The sequence below is a fragment of the Ideonella sp. BN130291 genome (assembly GCF_036231905.1).
Taxonomy (GTDB): domain Bacteria; phylum Pseudomonadota; class Gammaproteobacteria; order Burkholderiales; family Burkholderiaceae_C; genus CAMLIZ01.
Genome location: NZ_JAZARE010000005.1, coordinates 245833 through 271370, shown reverse-complemented (window position 1 = coordinate 271370; position 25538 = coordinate 245833). Strand labels below are relative to the sequence as shown.

Here is a 25538-nt window from a genome sequence, read left to right as displayed (position 1 = left end):
GCGTCCAGCGGCCACACGCCACGCGGCCACCGCGGATCCGGCTTTGCCGGTCCGCCAGTGGCGCCCCCTTGAGAGGGAGCGCCGAAGGTGCTCCGGGGGTGGGCAACAATCCGGCATGGACATCATTGCCTTCCTTCTCGACTTCGTGCTGCACGTCGACCGCCACCTGCAGGAGTTCGTGCAGGCCTATGGCGGCTGGGTGTATGCGCTGCTTTTCCTGATCATCTTCGTGGAGACGGGGGTGGTGGTGATGCCCTTCCTGCCGGGCGACTCGCTGCTGTTCGTGGTGGGCACCCTGTGCGGCGCTGGGCTGATGAACCTGCCGCTGTCGATGGCGCTGCTCACCGTGGCGGCGGTGGCGGGCAACCAGAGCAACTACACCATCGGGCGCCTGGTCGGGCCGCGGGTGTTTGGCTGGGAGCAGACGCGCTGGTTCAACAAGCGGGCCTTCGACCAGGCGCATGCGTTCTACGAGGAGCACGGCGGCATCACCATCGTGCTGGCGCGCTTCATGCCGTTCGTGCGCACCTTCGCGCCCTTCGTGGCTGGCGTGGCGCAGATGACGCGTTCGCGCTTCACCTTCTATGACGTGACGGGCGGTGCGGGCTGGGTGTGCGGCCTCACGCTGGCGGGCTACCTCTTCGGCAACATCCCCTTCGTGAAGGAGCACCTGAGCGAGATCATCTGGGCCATGATCATCATCCCCGGCCTGGTGATCCTGGCCGGCGCGGTGCGGTCCCGGCTGCGCGGCGGTACCACGCCAACCTGAAAGCCGCCGCACACAAGCAGCGCCAACCGCACTCCTACAATCCCCGCCATTCCAGAGCAGGGGTTGTCCATGCAAGTACCAGCATCCGTTTTCAAGGCCTATGACATCCGCGGCATCGTGGGCCAGACCATCGACGAACAGTTTGCCGAGCATTTGGGCCGCGCCTTCGGCAGCGAAGCACTGCAGGCCGGCGAGCGCACGGTGGCGGTCGGGCGCGACGGCCGCGTCTCCGGCCCGACGCTGGTGGACGCGCTGGTGCGCGGCCTGCAATCCACCGGCATCAATGTGCTGGAGCTGGGCGCGGTCACCACACCGATGGCCTATTACGCGGCTGCCACGCGCGAGGACATCGGCTGCCATTCCTGCATCCAGGTCACCGGCAGCCACAACCCGAAGGACTACAACGGCTTCAAGATGGTGCTGGCCAGCCGCGCGATCTACGGCGAGCAGATCCAGGGGCTGAAGCGCCGCATCGAGGCAGAGGACTATGCCAAGGGCCAGGGCACCGTCACGCATGCCGACCTGGTGCCTGAGTACTCGCAGCGCATCGTGGGCGACTGCAAGCTCGCCCGGCCGATGAAGGTGGTGGTCGATTCCGGCAACGGCATCCCCGGCGCCACCGCGCCCGGCATCCTGCGCCAGCTGGGCTGCGAGGTGACGGAGCTGTACAGCGAGGTCGACGGCGACTTCCCCAACCACCATCCGGACCCGTCGAAGCCGGAGAACCTGGCCGACCTGATCCGCACGGTGAAGGAAACGGGCGCGGAGCTGGGCCTGGCCTTCGACGGTGACGGCGACCGGCTGGGCGTGGTCACGAAGGACGGCAACATCATCTACCCCGACCGGCAGCTGATGCTGTTTGCGCAGGACATCCTGCAACGCCAGCCCGGCGCCACCATCATCTTCGACGTGAAGTGCTCGCAGCGCCTGGGCCAGGCCATCCGCCAGGCCGGTGGCCAGCCGCTGATGTGGAAGACCGGGCACTCGCTGGTGAAGGCCAAGCTGCGCGAAACCGGCGCGCCCATCGCCGGCGAGATGAGCGGCCACATCTTCTTCAGCGAACGCTGGTACGGCTTCGACGATGCGATGTACACCGCGGGCCGGCTGCTGGAGATCCTCAGCCGCTCCCAGGACCCCAGCGCGGTGCTCAACGCGCTGCCCACCAGCTTCAGCACGCCAGAGCTCAACGTGCCCTGCGCCGAGGGTGAACCGGCCCAGGTGATGGAGCGGCTGCGCGCCACGGCCAAGTTCCCCGACGCAATCGACATCGTCACCATCGACGGCGTGCGAGCCGACTTTGCCGACGGCTTCGGCCTGGTGCGCGCGTCGAACACCACGCCGGTGCTGGTGATGCGCTTCGAGGGCCACACGCCCGAAGCCCTGCACCGCATCGAGCACCAGTTCATGGCGGCGCTGCGCGCGGTGAAGCCTGATGCGCAGTTCGCCGCGGCGGCTCATTGACCACTGACGCCTGGCCGCCGCGAGGTTGCGCTTGAACGGGGGCCGGATCGCCCGCGCCGGGTATGCCACCCTGCTGCGCGGCCTGACCCCTGTGTACCTGGCGCGGCTGTGGTGGCGCGGCCGGCGCGAGCGCGCCTACCGGCATGCCATCCCGGAGCGGCTGGGCGTGTACGCCGACCCCAAGCCGCAACCCGGTGCCTTGTGGCTGCATGCCGTGTCGCTCGGCGAGACCCGCGCCGCGGCCCCCTTGATCGACGCCTTGCGTGCGCATCGCCCCGGTCTGCGCTTGCTGCTGACCCACAGCACGGCCACTGGCCGCGAGGCGGGCGTGCCGCTGCTGCAGCCGGGTGACGTGCAGGCCTGGCTGCCCTACGACACCCCCGGCGCGGTGCGGCGCTTCCTGCGCCACTTCCGGCCGGCGCTGGGTGTGCTGATGGAAACCGAAGTCTGGCCGGTGCTGCTGATCGGTGCGCAGCAGGCCGGTGTGCCGATGGTGCTGGCCAATGCCAGGCTGAGCATGAAGAGCCTGCGCAAGGGCTTGCGGCTGAAGCGCCTGCTGCAACCGGCCGTGAACAGCCTTGCCGCGGTGCTGGCGCAGACCGAGTCCGATGCACAACGCCTGCGGGCGGTGGGCGCGCCGTCGGTGCAGGTGTGCGGCAACCTCAAGTTCGACATGACACCGCCGCCGGAGCTGCTGGCGCAGGGGCAGGGCTGGCGTGCCGTCGCCGCCCGCCCGGTGGTCCTGGGGGCGAGCACCCGCGAAGGCGAAGAGGCGGCCCTGCTGGCTGCCTGGCGGGCGCTGCCATCGCCTCGTCCCTTGCTGCTGGTGGTGCCGCGTCATCCCCAGCGTTTCGACGAGGTGGCCCAACTGGTGCAGCAGGCGGGCTTTACGCTGGCTCGCCGCAGCAGCTGGTCCGCCAGCCCAACCGCCGAGGCCTTGCAGGCCAATGTGTGGCTGGGCGACTCGATGGGCGAGATGCCGCTGTATGCCGCGATGGCCGATGTGGCGCTGCTGGGGGGCAGCTTCGAGCCGCTGGGTGGCCAGAACCTGATCGAGGCTGCCGCCTGTGGCTGCCCGGTGGTGATGGGCCCGCACACCTTCAACTTTGCCGAGGCGGCCGAGCTGGCGCTGGCCGCCGGCGCCGCCGAGCGCGTGAACGATCTGCCGCAGGGCGTGCGGCGTGCCGCGGCCCTGGCGGGCGATGCCGCGCAGGCGACCTGGGCGCAGCGCGCCCTGGCGTTTGCGCAGGCGCATCGGGGCGCCACCGAGCGCATGGCTTCGCGGGTGCTGGAGCTCCTGCCCATGCATTGAGCCGCGCTGCGCGCCGCTTCATGACGGCGTGATGACGCGGCGCCCCGCAGTAACGCCTTGACACTCCTTGGTGAACTCCAAGGGCGTCGCCGGTTCGGCGCGGCGCATGATGGCGGGCTCTCGCCGGCCGTCTCGCATGCCCCTTCCAGGTGCTCCACCCCACTACCCGGGCAGAAGCCACAGCACTTCTTACCGGCGCGACTGTGCAATTTCTACGCTGACGACCGCGGCGCCTGTTGCATCAGGAAACCCGGGCGCATTCCACATGCACCAGGGAAAGGCCTATTGACGCGCTTTCTGGCTTCCGCTCTTTTCATCTGAAAGCAAAAGTGAGTTCGGCCTGCGCCTTGGCGCCCGGCCACGTCACCACATGACAAGTTCCGGCCGCCCCGACCCCCCATTCACGGGGGGAAGCTCCTGCGGAGGCGTTTTTAGGAACAGGCGTTGCCCTAGATGCCGTGGGCCAGTCGGGCCTGACCATCTCAATAAGGAGCAAGCATATGAAACTCAAGTTGTTGGCGGCAGCCGCCATCAGCGCTTTGGCCCTGAGTGCCAACGCAGCAACCACGGATTGGGGCGCTCACGCCGATCTGGAGTTGGCGGCAGCGCTCGTCGACCCGGGCGCGTTCTCGGACACGATCACGTTCTCGATCCCGGGCACCTCGGACATCTCGAGCACCACGGTCGCGAACAACCTGCTGTCGCTGGCAAACATCACCGGCGGCATGGTCAGCCTGTATCGCGAAGCGGGCGCTACCGACGCTCTGCTGGGTAGCTACAGCTTCGACGGCACCACCGGCAGCACGTGGCACACCACCACGGGCCTGACGGCTGGCAGCTACTACTACCAGATCACCGGCAACGCCACCGGCACGCATGGCGGGTTCTACAGCATCACGTCCACCGTGACGCCGGTGCCGGAACCCGAGACCTATGCCATGCTGTTGGCCGGTCTGGGTGTGGTCGGCTCGCTTTATCGTCGCCGCAAGAGCAGCTGATTCTCGGGTCAGTTCCGAGCGGGAGAAGCCGGTCATCCGACCGGCTTTTTTTTGGGCGCGACAATGCCCGGATGACCTTCTGGATCCAAGTTGCGCTGCTGGCCCTGAACCTTGTTCTGTTGTTGTGGCTGGTTCTGCGCCCCGAGCGCGGGCCGGATCTGCAAAAAGGGCTGGAGGCCCTGCAACAAGCCGGTCGCGCTGACGTGGAACGGTTGGAGCGTGGCCTGCGTGCCGAGGTGCAGACCAGCGCACAGGGCACGCGCCAGGAGCTCAACCAGACACTGGGCCTGTTCCAGCAGACGCTCACCGCCCAGTCGGGTGACGTGGCACGCACCCAGAACGAACAGATCGACAGTTTCCGGGTGCAGCTGGCCCAGATGGCCGAGGCCCAGGCCAATGCGCTCAAGCGCTTTTCCGACACGCTCAATGAGCAGCTGCGCAGCGTGAGCGAGGGCAATGAGCGCCGGCTTTCCGAGGTACGCACTGCGGTGGAGCAGAAGCTCACCGCGCTGCAGGCCGGCAACGAGCAGAAGCTCGAGCAGATGCGGGCCACGGTGGACGAGAAGCTGCATGCCACCTTGGAGCAGCGCCTGGGGGAAAGCTTCAAGCAGGTGGCCGACCGGCTGGAGCAGGTGCACCGCGGTTTGGGCGAGATGCAGACCCTGGCGCGCGACGTGGGATCACTCTCCCGCGTGCTCAACAACGTCAAGACCCGCGGCACGTTGGGCGAGGTGCAGCTGGCCGGCCTGCTGGAGCAGGTGATGACACCGGAGCAATACGAACGCAACGTGGAAACCATCCCGGGCAGCAATGCGCGGGTGGACTTTGCGATCAAGCTGCCCGGCCGCCGCGACGACGGCCTGCCGGTGTGGCTGCCGATCGACTGCAAGTTCCCGCGCGACGACTATGAGCGCCTGCTGGAGGCCCACGAGTCCGCCGACCGCGATGGGGTGGAAGCGGCGGCCAAGGCGATCGAGATGCGGTTGCGCCAGGAGGCACGCTCCATCCGCGAGAAATACATCGCCACGCCGCACACCACCGACTTCGGCATCCTCTTCGTGCCCACCGAGGGCCTGTATGCGGAAGCGCTGCGCCGGCCCGGCCTGGTGGAGACGCTGCAGCGTGACCACCGGATCACGCTGGCTGGCCCGACCACCTTGATGGCCACGCTGACCAGCCTGCAGATGGGTTTCCGCACGCTGGCGCTGGAAAAGCGCAGCGCCGAGGTGTGGGAGGTGCTTGGCGCGGTGAAGACGGAGTTCGCCAAGTTCGGCGACGTGCTGGCCAAGACCAAGAAGAAGCTCGACGAAGCCAGCAAGACCATCGATGCCGCCGAGGTGCGCACACGCGCGATGGCGCGCAGCCTGCGGGGCGTGGAAGCCTTGCCCGACGAACGTGCACAGACGCTGCTGCCCGGCGTGCTGCTCGACGAGGAGCCGCTCACGGATGCCTGATCCGCAAGGCGGCAACCACGACACCGCTGCGCCCGGGCCGGCGCCGGGTGTGAACATCCTGGCGCTCATCATTGGCCAGGTCGGCTTGCACAGCACCATGGCGGGCACCCGCATGGCCGCGCCGCTGCAGGCCTTGCGCGAGGGTTACAGCGCCTGGACGGTGGGTGTGCTGATGGCCCTGTTTGCCGCCGCACCCGTGCTGCTGGCGCTGCCTGCCGGGCGGCTGGCCGACCGGCACGGTTACCACCGCCCGGTGCACATCGCGGCCGGGCTGTCCATCGCCGGTGCGTTGCTGGCCGTGCTGTCCACCTGGCTGCAAGGCACGCCACACCTGCTGCTGCTGTTCGCGGCGGCCAGCCTGTGCGGCGGCGGCGCCAACGTCGGCCTCATCGCGATCCAGCGCACCGCCGGGCGCAGCGCGCGCGACAGCACCGAGCGCATGCGGGTGTTCAGCTGGCTGGGCGTGGCGCCGTCGCTGTCCAATGTGGTGGGCCCGGTGATGGCCGGTTTGCTGATCGATGGCGCGGGCTTCTGGGCGGCCTATGGCTTCCTGCTGCTGCTGCCGCTGGTGAGCGTGGGCGTGGCGCGCCTGGTGCCGCGCGAGAGGCCGGTGCGCCTGCCGCGCCCGCCGGGCCGCACCGCCTGGGACCTGTGGCGCGTGCCGGGCCTGCAGCGACTGATGATCGTGAACTGGCTGCTGTCCGCCTGCTGGGACGTGCACAGCTTTGCCGTGCCCATCCTGGGCCATGAGCGCGGCTTCAGCGCCTCCACCATCGGGCTGGTGCTGGGTGTGTTTCCGCTGTCGGTGAGCGCGGTGCGCCTGCTCATCCCGCTGCTGGCCCATCGCATGCAGGAGGCCCAGGTGCTGCGCGCCGCCATGGTGGGCACCGGGCTGGTCTTCTGCATCTACCCGCTGGTGGCCTCGCCGTGGCTGATGGCGGCCTGCGCCACAGTGCTGGGCGTGACGCTGGGGTGCGTGCAGCCGATGATCATGTCCACCTTGCACCGGCTGACACCCCACGATCGCCACGGCGAGGCGATCGCGCTGCGGTCGATGACGCTCAACCTGTCCAGCACGGTGATGCCGCTGCTGTTCGGCGCGGCCGGCACCGCGCTGGGCGTGGCGCCGCTGTTCTGGCTGATGGGCGCCTCGGTGGGCGGCGGCAACTGGCTGGTGCGCCAGTTCGATGCCGGTTCAGAAGCGGATGCCGCCTGAAGCCGGCGGCGGGGGCGGTTCGGGCGCCCGCGGGGCAGGAGCCGGTTCCGTCGGCGGGGGCGGCGGCGCCCGTTCAGCCAGCGGCTGCGGCGGCGGCGCGGTGTAGTTGGCCGGCAGGCGTGATTCGCGCGGGTAGCCCGCCACGTCCAGGTAGCTGTTCCAGGAGTCGACCGCAAAGCCGCGCAGCATCTGGCCGCCCACCGACAACACCGGGGCCTGCTGAGAGCCGATCTGGCGGTTCCAGGCTTCGATGTCGGCCGAGCTGGAGGCCACCTTCTCGCGGAACGGCACGCCGCGCGTGCGCAACAGGTCACGGCCGCGGTCGCAGGGCTCGCAGGCGGGGGTGGTGTACAGCACCACCGGGAACCGGCTGACCGCCGTGCGCAGCACGTAGGGCAGGCCGGCCTCGCCGCTGCCCTCGCCCGGCTTGGCCGCGGCCTTGCCATGCTGGGTGGCTGGCTGGGTGGCGGGCGGCCGGTCGGTGTAGGTCACCTTGCCGTCCGGCCCCACCACCTTGTACTGCGACCAGGCTGGCACGCTCATCAGCAGGGCGGCACAGGCCAGGGGGGCCCAGGGTCGAATCGTCATCGCTTGCTCCCGCGAGTCTGTTTTTGTTCCAACGCCTTGGGTGGCCGGCCGGCTGTCAGGCCATGCCCTGATGCCGCAGCAGGGCGTCGATGCTCGGCTCGCGCCCGCGGAAGGCCTTGAAGCTGTCCATTGCCGGGCGGCTGCCGCCGGCCTCGAGGATTTCGCGCCGGTAGCGGCGGCCGGTTTCCGGGTTGAGCACGCCGGCTTCCTCGAAGGCGCTCCAGGCGTCGGCCGACAGCACCTCGGCCCACTTGTAGCTGTAGTACCCGGCCGAATATCCACCGGCAAAGATGTGGGAGAAGGCGTGCTGGAAGCGGTTGAACGGGGGCGGCTGCAACACCGCCACCTCGGCGCGCACGTCGTCCAGCACCTGCTGCACGCGGGTGGCCGCATCGGGCTCGGCATGGATGCGCATGTCGAACAGCGAGAACTCGATCTGGCGCAGCATCTGCAGCCCGCTCTGGAAGTTCTTGGCGGCGATCATCTTGTCGAACAGGGCGCGGGGCAAAGCCTCTCCCGTGTCGACGTGCGCCGTGAGGCGCTTGACCACGTCCCACTCCCAGCAGAAGTTCTCCATGAACTGGCTGGGCAGCTCCACCGCGTCCCATTCGACACCGGAGATGCCCGAGACGGCGATCTCGTTCACCTGGGTCAGCATGTGGTGCAGGCCGTGGCCGAACTCGTGGAACAGCGTGATGACATCGTCATGCGTCAGCAGCGCGGGCTTGTCCCCCACCGGCGGCGCGAAGTTGCACACCAGGTGAGCCACCGGCGTCTGCAGCGCGCCCTCGGGCCGGGCCCAGCGGCCGCGCACGTCGTCCATCCAGGCGCCGGGGCGCTTGCCGCTGCGGGCATAGGGGTCCAGGTAGAACTGGCCCACCAGCTCGCCGGCCCGCTCGATGCGATAGAAGCGCACGCTGTCATGCCACACCGGCGCGGTGTCAGGCCGGATGCTCACTTCAAACAGCGTTTCGACGATGCGGAACAGGCCTTCCAGCACCTTGGGTTCGGTGAAGTACTGCTTCACCTCCTGGTCGCTGAAGGCATAACGGCTCTCCTTCAGGCGCTCGCTGGCGAAGGCGGTGTCCCAGGCCTGCAGGTCGGGCAGGCCCAGCTCCTTGGTGGCGAACTCCCGCACTTCGGCCAGGTCGCGCTCGGCGCTGGGCCGTGCCTTGTGCGCCAGGTCGCGCAGGAAGCCCATCACCTGCTGCGGCGTCTCGGCCATCTTGGGCACCAGCGACAGCTCGGCGAAGTTGGCATGGCCCAGCAGCTGAGCCTCTTCCTGGCGCAGCTGCAGCAGCTCGGCCATCAGCGGCGTGTTGTCCAACGCCGCGGCCCCGAGCTCGCTGGCGCGGGTGACATACGCGCGGTAGAGGGTCTCACGCAGCGGCCGGTGTTCGCCGTACTGCATCACCGGGAAGTAGCTCGGGAAGTGCAGGGTGATCTTGTGGCCGTCCTTGCCCTCCGCCTCGGCGGCCGCGCGGGCCGCCTGCTTCACGTCGGCCGGCACACCGGCCAGCTCCGCCTCGGTGGCGTAGTAGGCAAAACCGTCGGTGGCGTCCAGCACGTGTTCCGAATACTGCTGGGACAGCAGCGCGGTGCGTTCCTGGATCTGCGCGAAGCGTTCCTTGGCAGCGCCCTGCAGTTCTGCGCCCGACAGCACGAAATCGCGGATGGCGTTGTCCAGGGCCTTGCGGCGCGGCGCGCTCAAGGCCGCGCCCGCCGCGCGGATGGCCTTGTACTTGGCATAGAGCCGTTCGTCGGAGCCCATGCGGGTGTGGAACTCCACCACCTTGGGCTGGTTCTCGTTGTAGGCGGCGCGCAGCTCGGGGCTGTCCGCCACAGCCTTGAGGTGGCCCACCGCGCCCCACGCCCGGCCGAGGCGCTCGGTGGCGGTGTCCAGCACCGCGGACAGCGCTTCGTAGTCGGCGGGCACCGCGTCGCTCACCGCCCGCTCCAGCGCCGTGTTGGCAGCCGCCAGCAGCTCGTCGATGGCGGGCGTGACGTGTTCGGGGCGGATGGCGTCGAAGGCCGGCAGGCCCTCGTGGCGAAGCAGGGGGTTGGTCATGGACATCCTCGGTACTTCCTGATCATTGGTTCCGGCGCGCGTTCTTCAAGCCCAGCGGCCACCGCGGAACCGGCTTCGCCGGGCCGCCAGTGGCGCCCCCTTGAGGGGGAGCGCCGCAGGCGCTCGGGGGTGGTCAGATCACATGCGTTCCGCGGCTTCGACGGTGTTGACCAGCAGCATTGTGATCGTCATGGGGCCCACCCCGCCGGGCACCGGGGTGATCCAGCCTGCGACTTCCTTCACGCCCGCGAAGTCGACGTCGCCACAGAGCTTGCCTTCGTCGTTGCGGTTCATGCCCACGTCCACCACCACCGCGCCCGGCTTGACCATGTCAGCGGTGAGCACGTTGCGCCGGCCCACGGCCACCACCACGATGTCGGCCTCGCGGGTGAATCGGCCGATGTCCGCCGTGGCGCTGTGGCAGACGGTGACGGTGGCGTTGGCCTGCAGCAGCAGCAGCGCCATCGGCTTGCCCACCGTGTTGCTGCGGCCGATCACCACGGCATGCTTGCCCTTGATCGGCACGCCGGTGCTTTCGATCAGCTTCATGCAGCCGTAGGGCGTGCAGGGGCGGAAGCCCGGCAGGCCGGTCATGGTTTCGCCGGCCGAGAGCACCGAATAACCGTCCACGTCCTTGTGGGTCGAGATCGCCTCGATCACCTTCTGCGGGTTGATGTGTTTGGGCAGCGGCATCTGCACCAGGATGCCGTGGATGCCGGGGTCGTTGTTGAGCGCGGCGATGCGCGCCAGCAGCTCGGCCTCCGGCAACGAGGCGTCGTACTTTTCCAGCACCGAATGCAGGCCGTGCTCTTCGCAGGCCTTGACCTTGTTGCGCACGTACACGGCGCTGGCCGGGTCGTCGCCCACCAGGATGACCGCCAGCCCCGGCTTGCGGCCACGCGCGGTGAGGGCGGCGGCGCGTTGCGCCACTTCGGCGCGAATCTGCCTGGACAGCGCCACGCCGTCGATGAGTTGTGCTGTCATGTCGTTCTCCAGAATGCAGAAGGCCGCGCGATCGGCGGCCTTCAAAAACGGGCGGGCGCGGGTTCAGCCGCGGTGCTGGGCTCCCAGTGCAATCTTCAGGAGATCGGCCACCGTGTTGGCATTGAGCTTCTCCATGATGTTGGCGCGGTGCGCCTCCACCGTCTTGATGCTGATGCCCAGGTCGTCGGCGATCTGCTTGTTCAGGCGGCCGGCGACGATGCGCTCCAGCACCTGCGCCTCGCGCGTGGTCAGGCGGCTCAGCAGCGCGTCGCGGCTGGCGGCTTCCTGGTGCTGGCTGAAGGCGGCGCGGGCCGATTCCAGCATGCGCTCCACCAGGCTGAGCAACTCGTCTTCCTTGAAGGGCTTCTCGATGAAATCCATCGCGCCCTTTTTCATGGTGCTCACCGCCATGGGCACGTCGCCGTGGCCGGTGATGAAGACGATGGGCAGCGGACTGCGGCGTTCCATCAGCCGGTCCTGCAGCTCCAGCCCGCTCATGCCGTCCATGCGGATGTCGGCGATCAGGCAGGCCACTTCACGTGGGTCGAAGCGGGACAGGAAGGACTCGGCGGAGTCGAAGCACTTGACCCGGTAGTCCTTGCCCTCGAGCAGCCATTGCAGCGAATCGCGGACGGCTTCGTCGTCGTCGACGACGTACACGGTGCCCTTCTTCGGAATCAAGCTCATGCAGTGACTTCAGGAGTGGTTCGTCGTCGTTGCAGCGGCAGCCGCGGGGGCGTCGGTGCGCGGTGTGATCTCGACGGGGAGGGTGAACGAAAAACGGCACCCCACCACGGCGGTGCCATTGTAGAGGTTCTGCGCCCGGATCCGGCCGCGGTGCGACTCCACGATGGAGCGGCACAAACTCAGCCCGATGCCCAGGCCCTCCACCTTGGTGGAGAAGAAGGCTTCGTACAGGCGCTCGCTCACCTCCTGCTTCATGCCCGGGCCCATGTCGGTGACGCTGAACTCGATGACACCGCCTTCTTCCGGCGTGTGCTTGGGCACCACGCGCAGCTCGATGTGGCGGCGTGCCGGCGGCAGCTGCGCGTTGTCGATCGCCTCGGCCGCGTTTTTCAGCAGGTTGAGCACCACCTGCTCGATCAGGATCGGGTCGCACAGCAGCGTGGGCAGGCGTTGCGCCACGTAGCTGTGGATGGCCACGTTGCGCCGGCGCAGCTCGATGCCGGCCAGCTCCACCGCGTCCTCCACGATCTCGTGCGCGTTGCTCGGCTGGCGCTGAGGCTCGCTGCGTTTCACGAAGGCGCGGATGCGGTGGATGATCTGCCCGGCGCGCTCAGCCTGGCGGCCGGTCTTCTGCAGCGCGGTGATGAGATCGTCCTTGCTGATCGCGTCGGCCTGCAGGCGCGACACCATGCCGTTGCAGTAGTTATTGATGGCGGTGAGCGGCTGGTTCAGCTCATGCGCCACCGAGGAGGCCATCTCGCCCATGGTGACGAGGCGGCTGGTGACCTGCGCCTTTTCGGCCTGCTGCGCCGCCAGCTCCTCGCCGCGGCGGCGCGCGGTGATGTCGGTGGCGATCAGCATCTGGGCCAGGCGGCCGTCGGTCCACTGCAGGTAGCGCGAGCGCACGTCGAACCACTTCTGCAGCGATTCGACGAACACCTCGCGCGGGTCGGAGCCGGCTTCGGTGAGCTCCTGGGTGGGCAGGCCGCCGAGGTTGTCGACCTCGTCGTCGGCTTCGGTCTCCGGCAGCAGGGGCAGCCCGGTGTTGCCGCCGGCCAGCAGCGCGTGGCCGCGTGCGTCCACGCCGAACCACAGCCGGTAGGAGCGGTTGGCGAACAGCAATTCGCTCTGTTGCACCGACAGCACCGACACGGCCGCATCCAGGCCTTCCAGCACGGTGGTGAAACGCTCGTGCGAGGCCGACAACTGGTCGCGGATGCGCTTGGCCTCGGTGATGTTCGTCATCGAGGTCATCCAGCCGGTCTGGTGGCCGCGGGCGTCGATCAGCGGCGACACGTACATGCGCGCGTCGAACAGGGTGCCGTCCTTGCGCATCACCTTCACCTCGATGCCGCCGGCCGGGCTGCGCCCCTGCAATTCCTGCTGGAACAAACGCGTGTTCTCTTCCACCCGGTCGGGCGGCCAGTGCGGGAAGGGCGGCAGGCGGCCGATGAGCTCCGCCTCCGAGAAACCGGTCATCGCGCAGAACGCCGGGTTCACGTAGGTGATGCGGCCATGCAGGTCGGTGGCGCGCATCGCGGTGAGCATGGAGTTCTCCATCGCGCGCCGGAAGTTGGTTTCCGACACCAGCGCGCTCTGGATCTGCGCGCGCCGGCGCATGTGGCGCCAGGTGCCCAGCAGCATCCACACGGTCAGGCCGGACAGCGCCACCACCATCCAGAACAAGGTGTTGCTGATCAGGCCGACGGAGGTGCGCCAGCCCTGGCCACGCAGCAGCAGGCCATTGTTGGCCGGCGCCAACGGCACCTCGTGCACGATGGCCGCGCGGCGCGGGTCTTGGCCCGGCACGAACATCACCGTGCTGGCGAGGATCTGGCTCTGCTCGTTGAGCACGGTGATCGAGTGCCGGCGCGACACCTCGCCCGGCACGAAGTGGCGCAGCAGCGCCTCCACCGAATATTCCGCCACCAAGGCGCCGGCGAAACCGTTGCGGTCCAGCAGCGGCACGTAGACCTGGAACACCGGGGTGCCTGGGCCGTCGTTGAAGGTGCGTGAATACACCGGCTGGCGCAGTTCTCGCGCCGCACCGAAGGCACGCTCCGGCTCGCCGCGCCGGCCTTCCACCGGCAGCGACGGATCGGCGCCCTTGATTTCCGTCTCCGGGTGGAACATCAGCGCCGAATAGCTGGCCTTCACCGTGCGTTGCGCGCTGATCCAGGTGAGGTGCGTCACCTCCGGGCGCTCGCGCGCGAAGCTGGCCGCCTGGGTGGCAAACCCCTTCGCGTCGGTCTCGCGCGCCACGACCTCGCGGGCCATGCGCAGCAGCTGTTCCTGGTTCTCGATCAGCCGCAGGCGAATTTGTTGCTGGGCGATCTCGGTGTCGCGCTTGACCGACTCGGTTTCGCGCTCGATCTCTTCATTCCGCAGGTACCAGAAGGCCGTGATGATCGCCGCGAGGAACAACAGCACCGAGATCAGCGGCGCGATGGTCATGAAGCGGTCCTGCCGCGCGGGCGACTGGCGCCGCCACCACAGGCCGAACAGGCGCTGGTTGCGCGAAAAAGAGGTCGGCGCAGGGGGGATCGCGGGCGGGGCAGACTGCATGGGCCGGATTATCCAGGGCCGTCCCACGGCGCCTTGGCGCGGATGCCACAAAACGGTCGTTGGTCGCTATCAATTTCACATTGCGGAAAACGTTCGCGCCATTTGAAAATTGCAGAACCTTGTGAGACACTGCCGCGCATTTCGTGGACAGACCTCTCTAGAACCGTTTGAAGCGGGTCGCGCCGCCGGCCCTAGAGCCATCACTTACAGGAGACAAAGCGCATGTCAGCACTGCCGCAGTCCTTTCTGGGCGCCGCCGCCAACGACCCCGATTCGCAGGAAACCCGGGAATGGCTGGAGGCGCTGGTCGCCGTCATCCAGACCGAAGGGCCCGAACGTGCGCACTTCCTGCTGGAACAGCTGATCGACGAGGCGCGCCAGGCCGGCATCGACATGCCGTTCTCGGCCAACACCGGCTACGTGAACACCATCCCGCCGGACCAGGAGGAGCGCTCCCCCGGCAACATCGAACTGGAAGAGCGCCTGCGCGCCTACATGCGCTGGAACGCGATGGCGATGGTGGTGAAGGCCAACCGGCTGAACCCGCCCGATGGCGGCGACCTGGGCGGCCACATCTCCAGCTTTGCGTCCCTGGCCACGATGTTCGGCACCGGCTTCAACCATTTCTGGCATGCCGAAACGCCGGACCACGGCGGTGACCTGCTGTACATCCAGGGCCACTCGGCGCCGGGCGTCTATGCCCGCGCCTACATGGAAGGCCGCATCAGCGAGGAGCAGCTGCTCAACTTCCGCCAGGAGGTCGATGGCAAGGGCCTGTCGAGCTACCCGCACCCGAAGCTGATGCCGGAGTTCTGGCAGTTCCCCACCGTGTCCATGGGCTTGGGGCCCTTGATGGCGATCTACCAGGCGCGGTTCCTGAAGTACCTGCATGCCCGCGGCATCGCCAACACCGAGAACCGCAAGGTCTGGGTCTTCTGCGGCGACGGCGAGATGGATGAACCGGAATCGCTGGGCGCCATCGGCCTGGCTGCGCGCGAGAAGCTGGACAACCTGATCTTCGTCGTCAACTGCAACCTGCAGCGCCTGGACGGCCCGGTGCGCGGCAACGGCAAGATCGTGCAGGAGCTCGAGGGCGAGTTCCGCGGTGCCGGCTGGAACGTGATCAAGCTGCTGTGGGGCAGCTACTGGGATCCGCTGCTGGCGCGCGACAAGGAAGGCATCCTGCGCAAGATCATGATGGAGATGGTCGACGGCGACTACCAGGCCTGCAAGGCCAATGACGGCGCCTTCGTGCGCAAGAACTTCTTCGGCCGCCACCCCAAGGCGCTGGAGATGGTGGCCAAGATGAGCGACGACGACATCTGGCGCCTGCAGCGCGGCGGCCATGATCCGCAGAAGGTGTACGCCGCCTTCCACCGCGCCAACGCGCACAAGGGCCAGCCCACCGTGCTGCTGATCAAGACGGTGAAGGGCTTCGGCATGGGCAAGGCCGCCGAAGGCAAGAACACCGCGCACCAGGCCAAGAAGCTCACCGACGACGACATCCGTGGCATGCGCGATCGTTTCGGCATCCCGATCCCCGACGACAAGCTGGGCGACATCCCGTTCTTCAAGCCGAGCGAAGACACGCCGGAGATGAAGTACCTGCATGAGCGCCGCAAGGCACTCGGTGGCTACCTGCCACATCGGCGCGTCAAGGCCGATGAGCAGCTGAAGGTGCCCGAGCTCGACGTGTTCAAGGCCGTGCTGGAGCCCACCGCCGAAGGCCGCGAGATCAGCACCACCCAGGCTTACGTGCGCTTCCTCACGCAGCTGCTGCGTGACAAGGAGCTAGGCCCGCGTGCGGTGCCCATCCTGGTGGACGAGGCGCGCACCTTCGGCATGGAGGGCCTGTTCCGCCAGATCGGCATCTACAACCCCGCGGGCCAGATCTACACACCGGTCGACAAGGACCAGGTGATGTACTACCGCGAGGACAAGGCCGGCCAGATCCTGCAGGAGGGCATCAACGAAGCGGGCGGCATGAGCAGCTGGATCGCCGCGGCGACGTCGTACTCGACGAACAACCGCATCATGATCCCGTTCTACGTGTACTACTCGATGTTCGGCTTCCAGCGCATCGGCGACCTGGCCTGGGCGGCGGGCGACATGCAGGCGCGCGGCTTCCTGCTGGGCGGCACCTCCGGCCGCACCACGCTGAACGGCGAAGGCCTGCAGCACGAAGACGGCCACAGCCACATCCTCGCCGGCACCATCCCCAACTGCGTGAGCTATGACCCGACCTTTGCGCACGAGGTGGCGGTGATCATGCAGCACGGCCTGAAGCGCATGGTCGAGAAGCAGGAGAACGTGTACTACTACATCACGCTGCTGAACGAGAACTACCCGATGCCCGGGCTGAAGGCCGGCACCGAGCAGCAGATCATCAAGGGCATGTATCTCCTTGAAGAAGGCGCCAAGCTCAAGGGCAAGAACACGCCGCTGGTGAACCTGCTGGGCAGCGGCACCATCCTGCGCGAATCGCAGGCCGCCAAGCAGCTGCTGGAAACCGAATGGGGTGTGTCGGCCAACGTGTGGAGCTGCCCGAGCTTCAATGAGCTCACCCGCGACGGCCAGGACGCCGAACGCTGGAACCTGCTGCACCCCACGGCCGCGCCGCGTGTGCCCTTCGTGACGCAGCAGCTGGAGCCGCATGCAGGCCCGGTGGTTGCCTCGACGGACTACATGAAAAACTACGCCGAGCAGATCCGCGCCTTCATCCCGAAGGGCCGGCAGTACAAGGTGCTCGGCACCGACGGTTTCGGCCGCAGCGACTTCCGCTACAAGCTGCGTGAACACTTCGAGGTGAACCGCCACTACATCGTGGTGGCCGCGCTCAAGGCACTGGCCGACGAAGGCAAGCTGCCGGCCGAGAAGGTGGCCGAGGCGATCCAGAAGTACGGCATCAAGGCCGACAAGATCAATCCGCTCTACGCCTGAAGCCAGGCACCATCCAGTGACGCGTCGGCCGGGGCAAGCAGCCCCGGGCCGCCACAACAAGAGGAAGACATGGCGCTCATCGAAGTGAAGGTGCCCGACATCGGGGATTTCAAGGACGTGGAAGTGATCGAGGTGCTGGTCAAGCCCGGCGACACGATCAAGGTGGAACAAAGCCTGGTGACCGTGGAGTCGGACAAGGCCTCGATGGAGATCCCCTCCACGCATGCCGGCGTGGTGAAGGAGCTGAAGGTCAAGCTGGGCGACAAGGTCAGCGAAGGCACCTTGCTGCTGATGGTGGAGGGTGAAGGTGAGGGCGCTGCTGCGCCTGCTGCACCTCCGGCCTCCGCTGCGGCGCCGGCACCGCTGGCCGCCCCGGCCGCTGCACCCGCTGCGCCGGCGGCCGCCGCTTCCAGCGGCCCCGTGGACATCACCGTGCCCGACATCGGCGACTTCGACGAAGTGGCGGTGATCGAGGTGCTGGTCAAGCCGGGTGATGTGGTCAAGGCCGAACAGAGCCTGATCACCGTGGAATCGGACAAGGCCTCGATGGAAATCCCGTCCAGCCATGCCGGCACGGTGAAGGAGCTCAAGGTCAAGGTGGGCGACAAGGTCAAGAAGGGCTCGCTCATCGCGGTGGTGGAAGGCGCAACGGGCGCCGCGCCTGCGCCCGCGGCCCAGGCAGCCGCTGCTCCCGCGGCCGCTGCTGCGTCGGCACCTGCACCGGCGGCACTGGCACCAGCGGCACCGGCACCTGCTGCCACTGCGCCTGCGACGGCCCAGCCGCCGCACCAGCCCGGCGCCCCCACCGGCCAGTTGCCGCATGCCTCGCCCTCGGTGCGCCGCTTTGCGCGCGAACTCGGCGTGCCGCTGCAGGAAGTGAAGGGCTCCGGCCCCAAGGGCCGCATCACGCAGGAGGACGTGCAGTCCTTCGTCAAGGGCGTGATGAGTGGCGACGTGAAGACCCAGGCCGCTGGTGCCAAGGCACCGGCTGCGGCCGCAGGCGGTGCCATGCCCGGCCTGCTGCCCTGGCCGCAGGTGGACTTCACCAAGTTCGGCCCGGTGGAGCGCAAGGACCTCTCGCGCATCAAGAAGATCAGCGGCGCCAACCTGCACCGCAACTGGGTGATGATTCCCCACGTCACCAACCATGAGGACGCGGACATCACCGAGCTGGAAGCCTTCCGCGTCACGCTCAACAAGGAGTACGAAAAGAGCGGCGTGAAGGTGACGATGCTCGCCTTCCTGATCAAGGCCTGCGTGGCGGCGCTGAAGAAATTCCCAGAGTTCAACGCCAGCCTGGACGGCGACACCCTGGTGCTCAAGCAGTACTTCCACATCGGCTTTGCGGCGGACACGCCCAATGGCCTGGTGGTGCCGGTGATCCGCGATGCCGACAAGAAAGGCATCGTCCAGATCGCCAAGGAAATGAACGAGCTGGCCGCCAAGGCGCGCGATGGCAAGCTGGGCCCGGCTGACATGACCGGTGGCTGTTTCTCCATCAGCTCGCTGGGCGGCATCGGCGGCACCTACTTCACGCCCATCATCAACGCACCCGAAGTGGCCATCCTGGGTGTGTGCAAGAGCGCCACCAAGCCGGTGTGGGACGGCAAGGCCTTCCAGCCCCGCCTCATCCTGCCCTTGTCCTTGAGCTGGGACCACCGCGTGATCGACGGCGCCTCCGCGGCGCGCTTCAACACCTACCTGGCCCAGGTGCTGGCGGACCTCCGCCGCGTGATGCTCTGAGGCAGCACCACCGGGTGCACAACAACAAGGAGACGATGCCCGCATGACCACCGTCACCGTCGTGAAAAAAGGCGACCAGGTCGCCATAGCGGCCGACACGCTCGTGACTTTCGGGGACACGCGCCTGTCGCATGGCTACGAAAACAACGAGAAGCTGTTCAAGGCCGGCAACTCCTTCATCGGCATGTCCGGCACCACCGCGCACTTTCCGGTGCTGCGCAAGGCGCTGGGCTCGTTGCCGACGGAGGAGCTGCGCCTGAACTCGCGCGAGGAGGTGTTCGAAACCTTTCTCAAGCTGCACCCGCGCCTGAAGGACCAGTTCTTCCTCAACACCAAGGAGGAGGACGCGGACCCGTACGAGAGCAGCCAGTTCACGATCCTGATCGCCAACGCGAGCGGCATCTATGGCGTGTATTCGTACCGCGAGGTGTTCGAGTTCGACCGCTTCTGGGCGGTGGGCTCGGGCCGCAGCTTTGCGCTGGGCGCCATGTTCGCCAGCTGGGACAAGCTGAAGACTGCAAAAGAGATCGCCGAGCTGGGCGTGCGCTCAGGCTGCGAGTTCGACAAGAACTCCGCCGGGCCGGTGAAGTCGCACACCTTGAAAATGAAAGAGTAAGAGGGCAACCATGGCATTGGTGGATGTGAAGGTCCCGGACATCGGCGACTTCAAGGACGTGGCGGTGATCGAGGTGCTGGTCAAGCCGGGTGACACGGTCAAGCCCGAGCAGAGCCTGATCACGGTGGAATCCGACAAGGCCTCGATGGAGATCCCGTCCTCGGCCGCGGGCGTGGTGAAGGAGCTGAAGCTCAAGGTGGGTGACCGCATCAGCGAAGGCTCGTTGATCCTGACGCTGGAGGGCGAGGGCGCACCGGCTGCTTCTCCGGCAGCCGCCGCTGCGCCCAGTGCCCCAGCCGCGGCCCCCGCTGCCGCGGCGGCGCCCGCACCACAGGCCTCGTCCTATGCCGGCGGTGCTGACATCGAGTGCGACATGCTGGTGCTGGGCGCCGGCCCCGGCGGCTATTCGGCCGCCTTCCGCGCCGCCGACCTGGGCATGAAGGTGGTGCTCGTCGAGCGCTACGCCACCCTGGGCGGCGTGTGCCTCAACGTGGGCTGCATCCCGTCGAAGGCCCTGCTGCACGTGGCCGCGGTCATGGACGAGGTGGCGCACTTCGCGGACCTCGGCGTGAGCTTCGGCGCGCCGCAGCTGGACCTCGCCAAGCTGCGTGCCCACAAGGACAAGGTGGTGGGCAAGCTCACCGGCGGTCTGAACGCGATGGCCAAGATGCGCAAGGTCACGGTCGTGCGTGGCCATGGCAGCTTTGCCGACCCGCATCACCTGACGGTGGAAGAAACCAGCGGCTCGGCGCAGGAAAAAACCGGCAAGTCGCAGACCATCAAGTTCAAGCACTGCATCATCGCGGCCGGCTCGCAGGCGGTGCGCCTGCCCTTCCTGCCGCAGGACGACCGCATCGTCGATTCCACCGGCGCGCTGCTGCTCAAGCAGGTGCCCAAGCGCATGCTCATCGTGGGCGGCGGCATCATCGGCCTGGAGATGGGCACGGTGTACTCCACGCTGGGCGCGCGCCTGGACGTGGTGGAGATGCTGGACGGCCTGATGCAAGGCGCCGACCGTGACCTGGTGCGGGTGTGGCAGAAGATGAACACGCCGCGCTTCGACAACATCATGCTCAAGACCAAGACCGTGGGCGCCGAAGCCACGGCCGAGGGCATCCGCGTCAAGTTCCAGGGCGAGGGCGCGCCCAAGGAGCCGCAGCTGTACGACCTGGTGCTGCAGGCGGTGGGCCGCACGCCCAACGGCAAGAAGATCGGTGCGGACAAGGCCGGTGTGATCGTCAATGAGCGCGGCTTCATCCCGGTCGACATCCAGATGCGCACCAACGTGCCGCACATCTTCGCGATCGGCGACATCGTGGGCCAGCCAATGCTGGCGCACAAGGCGGTGCACGAGGCGCATGTGGCGGCGGAAGTCGCGGCCGGAGAGAAAGCCGCCTTCGATGCCCGTGTGATCCCCAGCGTGGCTTACACCGACCCCGAGGTGGCCTGGGTGGGCCTCACCGAAGACGAAGCCAAGGCCAAGGGCATCAAGGTCAAGAAGGGCCACTTCCCTTGGACGGCCTCGGGCCGCGCCATCGCCAACAACCGCGACGAGGGCTTCACCAAGCTGCTGTTCGATGCGGAGAGCCACCGCATCCTGGGCGGCGGCATCGTGGGCACGCATGCCGGCGACATGATCGGAGAGATCGCGCTGGCCATCGAGATGGGCGCCGATGAGGTGGACATCGGCAAGACCATCCATCCGCACCCGACCCTGGGCGAATCGATCGGCATGGCGGCCGAGATTGCGCACGGCACCTGCACCGACGTGCCGGCGCAGAAGCGCTGATCATTGTGGCCCGATCGCCGGCGCCACCGCAGCCGGCGCGGCGAACACCAGGTCGCGCAGCCACAGGCTGATCTCCGGCACGTAGGTGATCAGCATCAGGCAGCCCAGGATCACCAGCACGAAGGGCAGCAGCTGGCGCACGATCTGGTCGAGCGAGATGCGGGCCACGGTGCAGGCGGCAAAGAGGTTCACGCCGAAGGGCGGCGTGATCATGCCCAGCGCCAGGTTCACCACCATCACGGTGCCGAAGTGCACCGGGTCCACGCCGAAGTGACGTGCCACCGGCACCAGGATGGGTGCCAGCACGATGATGGCCGCGCTGGTCTCGATGAACATCCCGATCACGAACAGCGCCGCGTTCACGCCGAACAGAAACCACCCTGGCGACTTGAGCACCTCGGCCAGCCAGGCGCCGATGGTGTCCGGCACGCCGGCCCGCGTGATCAGGAAGGCGAAGAGCCCGGCGTTGGCGATGATGAACATGATCACCGCGCTGGAGATCACCGACTTGCGCAGCACCGCCATCAGGTCCGCGAAGCGCAGCTCGCGGTGGATGAACAGGCCCACCACCAAGGCGTAGAACACCGCGATCACCGAGGCCTCGGTGGGCGTGAACACCCCGCCGTAGATGCCGCCGAGGATGATCACCGGCATCAGCAGCGCCCAGCCGGCACTCAGGGCGGCGCGGTGCACGGACAGGCGGCCGTCGCCATCGTGCAGGCCCCAGCCCTTGCGGCGGCACCACAGGTGCACAAACACCATCAGCACGCCGCCGATCAGCAGGCCAGGCCCGAAACCGGCGATGAACAGCTCGCCGATGGACACCTCGGCCGACACGCCGAACAGGATCATCGGGATCGAGGGCGGGATGATCACGCCCAGCTCCGCCGCGGTGGCTTGCAGTGCGGCGGCGTAGTTCTTCGGATAGCCGTGCTTCACCAGCGCCGGGATCAGGATGGAGCCGATGGCGAAGGTGGTGGCCACCGATGAGCCGGACACCGCGGCGAAGATCATGCAGGTGAGCACGCAGGTCATCGGCAGGCCGCCCTGCACCCCGCCCACGATGGACTTTGCAAACTCCACCAGCCGGCGCGAGATGCCGCCGGTTTCCATCAGGTTGCCCGCCAGGATGAAAAACGGTATGGCGGCCAGCGGAAACCGGTCGATCGCGGTGAACATCTCCTTGGGCGCTAGCACCAGCTTGTCGGGGTCGAACAAGGCGATGCCCAGCATGGCCGACCCGCCGATGGCCACCGCAATGGAGACACTGAAGGCGAACGCCAGCAGCATCGAGATCAGCAGGGTGAGTGGCATGGGCTACTGGGCGACTTCGAGTTCTTCGTTGATCGGGTCCAGGTGGTGGGCCAGCACGCTGACGATGGACAGCGCCGCGCCCACCGGCAGCGCGGCATACGCCCAGCCCATGGACAGCTCCATGCTGGCAAAGGTCTGGAAGCGCACCCGCACCACCAGGTCGACGCCGAACCAGAGCAGCACGCCCAGGAAGGCCAGCGAGCTGAGCGTGATGAAGCCCTGCACCGCGCGGCGCAACGCGCCACGCGTGCTGCGCAGCATCAGGTCCACCGACACCAGCGCGCCGCGGCGGAATGCCACCACCGTGCCCAGCATCACCATCCAGATGAGCAGGCGGCGCATCGCCTCCTCGGTCCAGGTGGACGGCTGCGACAGCACGAAGCGCGCCACCACCTGCCACAGGCCCAGGCCGCTGATGATGGCGAGCAAGGCACAGGCGGTGCCCCAGGCCAATGCGGTCAGCCTGCGGTCCAGCCCCAGCAGCGCGCTTCGCATGGGCCTCACTTCACCGCCTGGATGGCCGCGATCTTGTCAGCACCGAACTCCTTGGCGAAGTTGGCATAAGCCGGTGCCACCGCCTTGCGGAAGCTTTCGCCGTCCACCTTCTCCACCACCTGCATGCCGTCCTTCTTGAGCTGGGCGATGCCGGTGGCCTCGTCGTCGTTCACCTTCCTGCGCTGGGCGGAAGCGCCTTTCTGGGCCGCATCGACAAAAGCCTTCTTGTCGGCTTCAGACAGCTGGCCCCACACCTTGGGCGACAGGATGATCACCGCCGGCGAGTAGACATGCCCGGTGAGGGACAGGTACTTCTGCACCTGCGAGAACTTGGCCGACAGGATCACGGGAATCGGGTTCTCCTGGCCGTCCACCGTGCCCTGCTGCATGGCGGTGAACAGCTCCGGGAAGGCCATGGGCGTCGGCAGGATGCCGAAGGTCTTGTAGCCCTCCATGTGGACCTTGTTCTCCATGGTGCGCATCTTCAGGCCGCTGGCGTCGCTGGCGGTCACGATGGGGTGCTTGTTGTTGGTCATGTGGCGGAAACCGTTCTCCGTCCACGCCAGGCCGATCAGGCCCTTGGCCTGCATCTTCTTCAGCACGTCCTGGCCGATGGGGCCGTCCATCACCTTGCGCGCGTGGTCGTAGCCGCGGAAGAGGAAGGGAATGTCGAAGACCTTCGCCTCGGGCACGAAGTTGCCCAGCGGGCCGGTGGAGGTGTTCACCAGGTCCTGCGTGCCCAGTTGCACCGCCTCGATCTGCTCGCGCTCGCCGCCGAGTGCGGAGTTCGGGAAGTGCTGGCACTTGTAGCGGCCCTGCGTGCCCTTTTCCATCTCGTCGCAGAACACGGTGGAGCCCACGCCGTAGTGCGACTCCTTGCTGGTCGCGTAACCCATCTTCAGCACGGTCTGGGCCGAGGCGGCGTTGGCGAGTGCGCACAGCGCGGCGGCGGCAAGCAGGGAGGGTGAGGGTCGTAGCGTCATGGTGTCTCCTTGTGGCTCGTCAGGTTCGGGTGTTGGACGGCGCGGTGTCGTCCAGGTACTGCAGCAGGATGCTGCGGAAATCGGAATCGGGTGCATCAGCCGCTGGCTGCGGCCGTCGATGAAGCCGTTGCGCGTGTAGTCGGCCACCAGTTGCTCGCCGATGAACTTTTGGATGCCGTAGGACGACTGCGGGGTCGGCAGGGTGTCGTCGCTGGGCGATGCGTTGGCCGGCCAGGCCGCCGCGCGCAAGCAGTGTGCGGGCGAGCCGGGCGCCCAGGAACCCGGCACCGCCGGTGATCAGCAATTTCATGATGCGTCCTCGTGGCGATCGCGCTCTGCGACGGCGGGCTCACCCGAGCAGCTTGACCCATCATATGAACGGCCGCCGCGGCGCCGGTCGAGTGGTTTCCCGGGGGAAGCGGCGGGGTTCGGCTGTGCGCTGAACGCATCGCGCAGGACGGCCTGCACCCAGGCGCGTTGGAGCGGTCTCCCGCAGGGACACAGCGTCGAAGACGTGGACGGGCATATCCGGGACACCGTCAACTCTCCACCTCGCGCAAGCCCTCCAGCAGGGCCTCGTACACCAGGCGGATGCGAGCCGGGACCGGCTCGCGTTGCACGCGGTAGACCGACAGGGGCCAGGGCTTGGGCGCCGTCTCGGGCAGCACCTCCCGCAGCGCACCGCTGCGCAAGTGATCCGCAACCAGCACGCCGGCCAGTTGCCCCAGGCCCATGCCGGCGAGCACTGCATCGCATTCGGCCTGGGTGTCGTCGGTGACGAACACGGGGAGGCCGGGCAGGATCTCGCGCTCACGGGCCAATGTCCACGGCCAGGGGCGCCCGGTATTGCGGTCGATGAGTTGGGTGGTGGGCAGGGTATCCAGGTCGGCCGCAGACTTCACCGGCCCGATGCGCTTGAGCAGCGCCGGCGATGCGACGATGCGCAGCGAAACCATGGACACCGCCCGGGCGACAAAGCGGCTGTCGCGCAGGCGGCCGGCGCGCACGCCAACGTCGATGCGCTGCGCGACCGCGTCGATCACCTGGTCGGACAGCCGCAGGTCGAAGCGCAGGCCAGGATGCTGCCGCGCCAGGCGCTCGAGAACGGGCATCACGAAGCGCCGCCCCTGCATGGCCGGCGCGGCAATGCGCACCAGGCCTTCGATGCGCTCATCCTTCAGCGGCATGGTCGCCGCAAACAAGGCATCGACACCCTGCAACGCCAGGCGCGCCTGCGCCGCGAAGCGCTCGCAGAAATCGCTCGGTTGCACGCTGCGGGTGTTGCGGTGGAACAGCAGCTCGCCCAAGTGACCTTCGAGTTCCTTGATGGCCCGCGTGACCACCTGCGGCGAAATCGACAGGCGGATCGCTGCCTCGCGAAAGTTCAGCGTCTCGTAGGCGACGACAAAGGTGCGCAGCAGGTCGATGCGATTCAGCATCGCCTGATTATTCCCCGTGGTGGAATTCTCATCTCCCCGGATATTCATTCACAGGATCAACACCCGTTTCCATACTGCCTTCCATCGCCGGCACGTCGCCGGCGCCTCACAGGAGAG

Annotated in this window: 19 protein-coding genes and 1 pseudogene; 10 read left to right on the top strand and 10 right to left on the bottom strand. The window is 67.5% G+C overall.

Features of this window, described 5'->3' with window-relative positions; genetic code table 11:
* The first annotated feature begins 115 nt into the window (after positions 1-115).
* From VPH43_RS12705 to VPH43_RS12680, 6 genes are all read left to right on the top strand, one after another.
* Positions 116-769: a VTT domain-containing protein gene (locus VPH43_RS12705; protein ID WP_328578073.1), complete on the top strand. Its 654-nt coding sequence runs from the start codon at positions 116-118 to the stop codon at positions 767-769.
* Between the two features lie 69 nt (positions 770-838).
* Complete coding sequence (locus VPH43_RS12700; RefSeq protein ID WP_328578072.1) at positions 839-2230, top strand: phosphomannomutase/phosphoglucomutase; 1392 nt, start codon at positions 839-841, stop codon at positions 2228-2230.
* Positions 2231-2261: 31 nt separating this feature from the next.
* Entirely contained in the window at positions 2262-3542 is a 1281-nt protein-coding gene (waaA, locus tag VPH43_RS12695) for a lipid IV(A) 3-deoxy-D-manno-octulosonic acid transferase (protein ID WP_328578071.1), read from the top strand.
* Positions 3543-4042: 500 nt separating this feature from the next.
* Positions 4043-4540 (top strand): FxDxF family PEP-CTERM protein, encoded by a 498-nt coding sequence (locus tag VPH43_RS12690; RefSeq protein ID WP_328578070.1) that lies wholly within the window; start codon positions 4043-4045, stop codon positions 4538-4540.
* A gap of 71 nt (positions 4541-4611) precedes the next feature.
* Positions 4612-5994, top strand: a complete 1383-nt coding sequence (gene rmuC, locus VPH43_RS12685; protein WP_328578069.1) for a DNA recombination protein RmuC — start codon at positions 4612-4614, stop codon at positions 5992-5994.
* The gene (locus tag VPH43_RS12680; RefSeq protein ID WP_328578068.1) at positions 5987-7210 is read left to right on the top strand and encodes an MFS transporter; all 1224 of its coding nucleotides are present in this window, start codon (positions 5987-5989) and stop codon (positions 7208-7210) included. Before rmuC ends, VPH43_RS12680 begins: the two co-directional genes overlap by 8 nt.
* On the opposite strand, the gene VPH43_RS12675 is transcribed toward VPH43_RS12680, so the two are convergent.
* The 5 genes from VPH43_RS12675 to VPH43_RS12655 form a co-directional block, all read right to left on the bottom strand.
* Entirely contained in the window at positions 7190-7798 is a 609-nt protein-coding gene (locus tag VPH43_RS12675; RefSeq protein WP_328578067.1) for a glutaredoxin family protein, read from the bottom strand. The two genes, VPH43_RS12680 and VPH43_RS12675, sit on opposite strands and share 21 nt — an antisense overlap.
* Positions 7799-7853: 55 nt before the next feature.
* Complete coding sequence (locus VPH43_RS12670; protein WP_328578066.1) at positions 7854-9872, bottom strand: M3 family metallopeptidase; 2019 nt, start codon at positions 9870-9872, stop codon at positions 7854-7856.
* Between the two features lie 132 nt (positions 9873-10004).
* Complete coding sequence (folD, locus tag VPH43_RS12665) at positions 10005-10850, bottom strand: bifunctional methylenetetrahydrofolate dehydrogenase/methenyltetrahydrofolate cyclohydrolase FolD (RefSeq protein WP_328578065.1); 846 nt, start codon at positions 10848-10850, stop codon at positions 10005-10007.
* Between the two features lie 63 nt (positions 10851-10913).
* A complete protein-coding gene (locus VPH43_RS12660; protein WP_328578064.1) occupies positions 10914-11537 on the bottom strand; it encodes a response regulator transcription factor in 624 nt (207 codons plus the stop codon).
* Between the two features lie 9 nt (positions 11538-11546).
* Positions 11547-14102 (bottom strand): PAS domain S-box protein, encoded by a 2556-nt coding sequence (locus VPH43_RS12655; protein ID WP_328578063.1) that lies wholly within the window; start codon positions 14100-14102, stop codon positions 11547-11549.
* A 222-nt stretch (positions 14103-14324) separates the two neighbouring features.
* Here VPH43_RS12655 and aceE point away from each other — a divergent pair, with 222 nt between their 5' ends.
* The 4 genes from aceE (at position 14325) to lpdA (ending at position 21190) form a co-directional block, all read left to right on the top strand.
* Positions 14325-17042: a pyruvate dehydrogenase (acetyl-transferring), homodimeric type gene (aceE, locus tag VPH43_RS12650; protein ID WP_328578062.1), complete on the top strand. Its 2718-nt coding sequence runs from the start codon at positions 14325-14327 to the stop codon at positions 17040-17042.
* Positions 17043-17111: 69 nt separating this feature from the next.
* Positions 17112-18785, top strand: coding sequence for a dihydrolipoyllysine-residue acetyltransferase (gene aceF, locus VPH43_RS12645; protein ID WP_328578061.1), 1674 nt, complete (start codon positions 17112-17114; stop codon positions 18783-18785).
* Between the two features lie 43 nt (positions 18786-18828).
* Positions 18829-19401 (top strand): MFS transporter, encoded by a 573-nt coding sequence (locus tag VPH43_RS12640; protein WP_328578060.1) that lies wholly within the window; start codon positions 18829-18831, stop codon positions 19399-19401.
* Positions 19402-19411: 10 nt separating this feature from the next.
* On the top strand, positions 19412-21190 hold the full coding sequence (gene lpdA / locus VPH43_RS12635) for a dihydrolipoyl dehydrogenase (RefSeq protein ID WP_328578059.1): 1779 nt from the start codon (positions 19412-19414) through the stop codon (positions 21188-21190).
* Here the strand turns inward: lpdA and VPH43_RS12630 are convergent, their stop codons facing one another.
* The 5 genes and pseudogenes from VPH43_RS12630 to VPH43_RS12610 form a co-directional block, all read right to left on the bottom strand.
* Positions 21191-22504, bottom strand: coding sequence for a TRAP transporter large permease (locus VPH43_RS12630; RefSeq protein WP_328578058.1), 1314 nt, complete (start codon positions 22502-22504; stop codon positions 21191-21193).
* A gap of 3 nt (positions 22505-22507) precedes the next feature.
* A complete protein-coding gene (locus tag VPH43_RS12625; RefSeq protein WP_328578057.1) occupies positions 22508-22999 on the bottom strand; it encodes a TRAP transporter small permease in 492 nt (163 codons plus the stop codon).
* A gap of 5 nt (positions 23000-23004) precedes the next feature.
* Positions 23005-23982 (bottom strand): TRAP transporter substrate-binding protein, encoded by a 978-nt coding sequence (locus tag VPH43_RS12620; RefSeq protein WP_328578056.1) that lies wholly within the window; start codon positions 23980-23982, stop codon positions 23005-23007.
* 93 nt (positions 23983-24075) lie between these two features.
* Positions 24076-24192 (bottom strand): annotated as a pseudogene (locus VPH43_RS24645) (NAD-dependent epimerase); the annotation flags it as partial.
* 329 nt (positions 24193-24521) lie between these two features.
* Positions 24522-25421 (bottom strand): LysR family transcriptional regulator, encoded by a 900-nt coding sequence (locus VPH43_RS12610; RefSeq protein WP_328578055.1) that lies wholly within the window; start codon positions 25419-25421, stop codon positions 24522-24524.
* Positions 25422-25538: the final 117 nt, after the last annotated feature.

What these genes read in the sequence shown, in the direction of transcription:
- VPH43_RS12705 (WP_328578073.1), top strand. Translation starts at nt 116, where the DNA reads ATGGACATCATTGCCTTCCTTCTCGACTTCGTGCTGCACGTCGACCGC.
- VPH43_RS12700 (WP_328578072.1), top strand. Translation starts at nt 839, where the DNA reads ATGCAAGTACCAGCATCCGTTTTCAAGGCCTATGACATCCGCGGCATC.
- VPH43_RS12690 (WP_328578070.1), top strand. Translation starts at nt 4,043, where the DNA reads ATGAAACTCAAGTTGTTGGCGGCAGCCGCCATCAGCGCTTTGGCCCTG.
- rmuC (WP_328578069.1), top strand. Translation starts at nt 4,612, where the DNA reads ATGACCTTCTGGATCCAAGTTGCGCTGCTGGCCCTGAACCTTGTTCTG.
- VPH43_RS12680 (WP_328578068.1), top strand. Translation starts at nt 5,987, where the DNA reads ATGCCTGATCCGCAAGGCGGCAACCACGACACCGCTGCGCCCGGGCCG.
- VPH43_RS12675 (WP_328578067.1), bottom strand. Translation starts at nt 7,798, where the DNA reads ATGACGATTCGACCCTGGGCCCCCCTGGCCTGTGCCGCCCTGCTGATG.
- VPH43_RS12670 (WP_328578066.1), bottom strand. Translation starts at nt 9,872, where the DNA reads ATGTCCATGACCAACCCCCTGCTTCGCCACGAGGGCCTGCCGGCCTTC.
- folD (WP_328578065.1), bottom strand. Translation starts at nt 10,850, where the DNA reads ATGACAGCACAACTCATCGACGGCGTGGCGCTGTCCAGGCAGATTCGC.
- VPH43_RS12660 (WP_328578064.1), bottom strand. Translation starts at nt 11,537, where the DNA reads ATGAGCTTGATTCCGAAGAAGGGCACCGTGTACGTCGTCGACGACGAC.
- VPH43_RS12655 (WP_328578063.1), bottom strand. Translation starts at nt 14,102, where the DNA reads ATGCAGTCTGCCCCGCCCGCGATCCCCCCTGCGCCGACCTCTTTTTCG.
- aceE (WP_328578062.1), top strand. Translation starts at nt 14,325, where the DNA reads ATGTCAGCACTGCCGCAGTCCTTTCTGGGCGCCGCCGCCAACGACCCC.
- aceF (WP_328578061.1), top strand. Translation starts at nt 17,112, where the DNA reads ATGGCGCTCATCGAAGTGAAGGTGCCCGACATCGGGGATTTCAAGGAC.
- VPH43_RS12640 (WP_328578060.1), top strand. Translation starts at nt 18,829, where the DNA reads ATGACCACCGTCACCGTCGTGAAAAAAGGCGACCAGGTCGCCATAGCG.
- lpdA (WP_328578059.1), top strand. Translation starts at nt 19,412, where the DNA reads ATGGCATTGGTGGATGTGAAGGTCCCGGACATCGGCGACTTCAAGGAC.
- VPH43_RS12630 (WP_328578058.1), bottom strand. Translation starts at nt 22,504, where the DNA reads ATGCCACTCACCCTGCTGATCTCGATGCTGCTGGCGTTCGCCTTCAGT.
- VPH43_RS12625 (WP_328578057.1), bottom strand. Translation starts at nt 22,999, where the DNA reads ATGCGAAGCGCGCTGCTGGGGCTGGACCGCAGGCTGACCGCATTGGCC.
- VPH43_RS12620 (WP_328578056.1), bottom strand. Translation starts at nt 23,982, where the DNA reads ATGACGCTACGACCCTCACCCTCCCTGCTTGCCGCCGCCGCGCTGTGC.
- VPH43_RS12610 (WP_328578055.1), bottom strand. Translation starts at nt 25,421, where the DNA reads ATGCTGAATCGCATCGACCTGCTGCGCACCTTTGTCGTCGCCTACGAG.